This window comes from Butyrivibrio sp., assembly GCF_024699075.1.
Map to the genome: position 1 here is coordinate 1 of NZ_JAILQF010000400.1, position 4611 is coordinate 4611.

Here is a 4611-nt window from a genome sequence, read left to right on the forward strand (position 1 = left end):
AACATATCTGACTGCTCCATATTTTATTAATCCCAATAGTGAATATGATTCTTTTGCCCGTACTTTTGCCAACAGGGTAGGTGGATATACAGTTGAAATGGTCATCATGTGTGTAGGTGGCTATGCCATCTTATATCTTGCTACCAATTACTTCCGTACGCTTATTGAGAAGTACAAGGATCTTAGAAAGCATGAAGAAAAGATAGAAGAGCATACAAAGATAATGGATTCTATGGCTGGTATTTATGATAATGCCAATATGATAGACTTTGAAAGAATGACTGAAAGAAATATTGCAAGTGGTGATAAAGGTGAGATGAAGATTGATCTGTCTATTCAGGATCATACCTCTGTAACAAGATCCATGTTCGATAGTATCGTTAATGATCAGCTTAAAGACTTTATTAAATTTACGGATATAACTACTGTTCAGAAAAGGCTTGAAAACAAGAAAGCTATTTCCGGAGAGTTTATAGATATTTTAAAAGGCTGGTTCAGGGCGCAGTATATTGTTTTAAATACTGATGAAAGTGGATTCCCGACAAGAGTTATTTTTACAAGTCAGAATATAGATAATGAAAAGAGAAGAGAAGAACACCTTATTCGTATAGCAATGACGGATGAGCTTACAAGACTTTATAACAGAAGATGCTATGAAGAAGATATCGCAGCTCATAAGGCTAGGGGCCTTGAAAAGGATCTGTCCATATTCTCGATTGATGTTAACGGACTTAAGACTGCTAATGATACTAAAGGACATGCAGCAGGAGATGAGCTTATAAAGGGCGCAGCAGATTGTCTTGTAGTTATTACTGGTTCGAAAGGTAAAGTATACAGGACCGGAGGCGATGAGTTTGTTGCAATCATAAATACAGATGATTGTGAAAAGATTAAATCGCAGATGAAGGCTAAGGCTGCTGCATGGCATGGTGTATATTCAGAAAAACTTGCCATATCGATTGGATTTGCCTCTGTAGCTGATAATCAGGAAGCTACTATGGAAGATCTTGAAAAGATTGCGGATCAGATGATGTATGAAGATAAGGCAGCATATTACAGTCAGAATGGAATAGACAGAAGGAGAAGATGAGTTAGCATTAACTAACCAATAGTGATATTATAGTATAGGCAGCTTTAACGGCTGCCTATTATTAATGTGAAAGGTAGGCCGGTAGTAGTTATGAAATTTGAAGAAATGGGAAATATGACAGGAAAGACAATGATGTTATTACCGGGAACATGTTGCGACTGGCAGACAAATTTTGGAAATGTTATAGACTCATTGTCATCGAAGTATCATTTAATCTGTGTCAATTACGATGGATTTGATGGAAGCGATACAATTTTTCCTGACATGATAACAGTAACAGAAAAAATCGAAAAGTACATTAAGGACAAGCATAATGGAAGGCTTGACGCAGCTATAGGATCATCACTTGGCTCAAGCTTTGTAGGTCAGCTTGTGATGAGAGAGAATGTGCATATAGATCATGCAATATTTGGAAGCCCTGACCTTGATCAGAGCGGTAAGCTTTCAGCAAAGCTGCAGGCAAAGCTTGTAGTGCCAATCCTTACAGGCATTACTAAAAGCCAGAAGAAGAGAAATAAGACCAAGGAAAAGCTCAAAAATTTCTTTCTGATGGATGATGAGATGGCAGAGAAGTTTCTAAACTGCTTCTCTAAATTTAAAGCAGAGTCTATCAGAAACGAATACTACACAGATCTGATCACCTATCTTGACGACGACATCCAAGTAGACAATACAACGGCTCACTTCATCTATGCAAAGAAGATGGGTCCCAAGTACCTTAAGCGCTACAAAAAATATTTCCACAACCCCGACATAAGAGAATTCGACATGCAGCACGAGCAATGGCTCTTTGGCGGCACCGAATACAGAGTTCCCGTCCTCAAAGCCATAGACGAATTCATGGAGCAGTAATTTTAGTTACGTCTCCCCAATACAGGCGATAATCAGTCGTCTTCTTGCTTCACGCCTCAAAACAATCAGGCGCTGGGGGATTTTTAAGAGAAGGCCTGCCGGTAATATCTGGTATATCATAAAGTTTGTGGGAACCGTATCCATAACTCTTACAGGAGTTGTGTTTGGATTTGTGCTTGCACCTACACTTGGAGCAGCTGCCTGGAATATCCAGAATACACTTACTCACCTCGTGGTTCCGGTTGTGGCAGTTATTGATTTCTTTGTAGTTGCACCTAAAGCCAACATACATAAAAAGAATGTGATATTTGTAATCATTCCTCCGATCTTATATGCAATATACGCTGGTATTGGATATGTCAGAGGATGGGAATTTGCAGAGGGTATCAACTACCCTTACTTTTTCCTTAACTGGGGAAGCAAGGCAGGAGCCTTTGGTTTTACTAATGAACTTCCATTTATGGGAAGTGCGTGGTGGATCCTTGCCCTACTTATATTCCTTATAGCTGTAGGATATTGTTATCTTGCAATTGCTTCATTTATTAACAGAAAATCTTGAAAGCAAGGTAATAATCATTTGCTTTAGATTTTGTCAAGAGCCAGAGGATGGTGCTCAACAGGAGTGGAAAAGGCTATTAGTGTTTTGGTCCTTCCAAATTGCTGGAGCTCATTTATAAAATGGTCAAGCTCCTCCGGCTTTCTGAATAACACTTTAAGAAGCATTGAGTAATCCCCGGTTACGCAGCTGCATTCGACAACATTAGGTATATCTTTTATATATGGATAGAAGGTAACTTTATCCTTGGGATTTACCTCAAGATTGATAAAGGCTTTGATATTATAGCCAAGAAGAGAGTAGTCAACTTCTGTATAGTAGGACTTTATAAGACCCAGTTCTTCAAGTCTGTGTATGCGGGCTGCTACTCCCGGAGAAGACATGTAGTTAGCACTTGCAAGTTCCTTTAAGGAAATTCTTGCATTGTTTTCGATCATCTGAAGAATCTTCAGATCAGTTTTATCAAGCTTTATGTCATTCATCTTATACCTCCATAGAAAAAGGAGCAGAAACGAAATGTCTCTGCTCCTTTGCATATTTTGATGTTATCACTTATCTGAATTTAGGTGCATATTAATTTTGTAAAAAAATTCTGATGAAATCTTTATTTTCTTAAGTACATACTTCCAAATTCGATTCAAAATTATAAATATCACTTAAGGATTTACAAAATAATGCCTTAGGGATTAAAGTCAGTTCATAAAAAGCGAGGGCGCCTTTTAAGACATACAAGTCTTTAAGGGCGCCCTTTTGTGTATCAGCAATAAGCTGAAAGAAGAGAGGATGATAATATTATGAAAAGAATCGAAAAAGACTCAATCGGATCACTTGAAGTACCTGAAAAAGCTTACTACGGAGTACAGACACTTAGAGCTAATCAGAATTTCAGAATTACAGGAAATATGATGCATCCGGAATTTTTGAATAATCTTGCCCTTATCAAAAGAGCTGCTGCAATAGTCAACTACCAGGCAGGTGTTTTGGAATATGATAAGGCAAAGGCAATATGCGCTGCAGCTAAAGAGGTAATGGAAGGAAAGTTTGCAGAGAATTTTATAGTAGATGCAGTTCAGGGAGGCGCAGGAACAAGTGCCAACATGAACATGAACGAAGTGATCGCTAACAGAGCCAATGAGATACTTGGAGGAAAGCTTGGCGCATATGACAAGGTTCATCCAAATGATCACGTTAATATGGCCCAGTCAACCAATGATGTTATCCCTACTGCAGGCAAGATGACTGTGATAAAGCTTATGCAGCCACTTACTGATGAACTCAGAAGACTTGAAAGCACACTTTATGAAAAGGCTCTTCAGTTCAGATATGTAATAAAGATGGGAAGAACACAGCTTCAGGATGCAGTACCCATGACACTTGGAGAGAGCTTTGGCGGATATGCTTCCATGATAGAAAGGTGCTATGAAAGGATAGAAAATGCTACTCTTGAAATGCATAGCGTAAATATTGGAGCTACAGCTATAGGTTCAGGAATAAATGCATCAGATTATTATGAAAGAAATATTGCTACAGTTTTAAGCAGGGAATTCGGACTTCATCTTACTAAGGCGGCAGATCTGTTTGATGCTACAGAGAATCTTGACAGCTTCGTAGAAGTATCAGGAGCTTTAAAAGCCTGTGCAGTGAGCCTTTCTAAAATGTGCAATGACTTAAGATTATTATCTTCAGGACCTAGATGCGGCCTTCATGAGATCAATCTTCCTGCAATGCAGAACGGTTCATCTATAATGCCGGGCAAGGTCAATCCTGTAATTCCGGAAGTAGTAACACAGGCAGCCTTTCTTGTAATAGGGCATGATACAACAATTGCCATGGCAGCAGAAGCAGGACAGCTTGAACTTAACGCCTTTGAGCCGGTTGTATTCTATCAGCTCTTTGAATCAATTACATCACTCACCCATGCAGTCACAACCCTTATCGACAACTGCATAAAAGGAATTACAGCTAACACTGACCACTGCGAAGAACTTGAAGAAGGAAGCGTAGGAATAGCTACAGCCCTAAGTCCCATACTCGGTTACCAGAAGTCAGCCAGCATAGCCAAGCAGGCACTTCATGAAGAAAGAACTATAAGAGAAATAGTACTTGAGCAAAA

General features: G+C 39.1%; 4 protein-coding genes and 1 pseudogene. 4 read left to right on the forward strand and 1 reads right to left on the reverse strand.

The annotated features are described in order from the left end of the window. From K6G87_RS16050 to K6G87_RS16060, 3 genes and pseudogenes are all read left to right on the forward strand, one after another. Positions 1–1090 (forward strand): GGDEF domain-containing protein (locus K6G87_RS16050; RefSeq protein WP_296839521.1); only part of this gene is annotated, 1090 nt, incomplete at its 5' end. A gap of 90 nt (positions 1091–1180) precedes the next feature. Next, entirely contained in the window at positions 1181–1942 is a 762-nt protein-coding gene (locus K6G87_RS16055) for a 2-hydroxy-6-oxo-6-phenylhexa-2,4-dienoate hydrolase (RefSeq protein ID WP_296839524.1), read from the forward strand. A 10-nt stretch (positions 1943–1952) separates the two neighbouring features. Continuing rightward, positions 1953–2501 (forward strand): annotated as a pseudogene (locus tag K6G87_RS16060) (Pr6Pr family membrane protein); the annotation flags it as partial. Between the two features lie 23 nt (positions 2502–2524). On the opposite strand, the gene K6G87_RS16065 reads toward K6G87_RS16060, so the two are convergent. Then, on the reverse strand, positions 2525–2980 hold the full coding sequence (locus K6G87_RS16065) for an Lrp/AsnC family transcriptional regulator (RefSeq protein WP_296839526.1): 456 nt from the start codon (positions 2978–2980) through the stop codon (positions 2525–2527). Positions 2981–3292: 312 nt separating this feature from the next. Between K6G87_RS16065 and K6G87_RS16070 the strand changes: the two genes are divergently transcribed. After that, a partial coding sequence (locus tag K6G87_RS16070; protein WP_330669906.1) for an aspartate ammonia-lyase occupies positions 3293–4611 on the forward strand: 1319 nt, incomplete at its 3' end.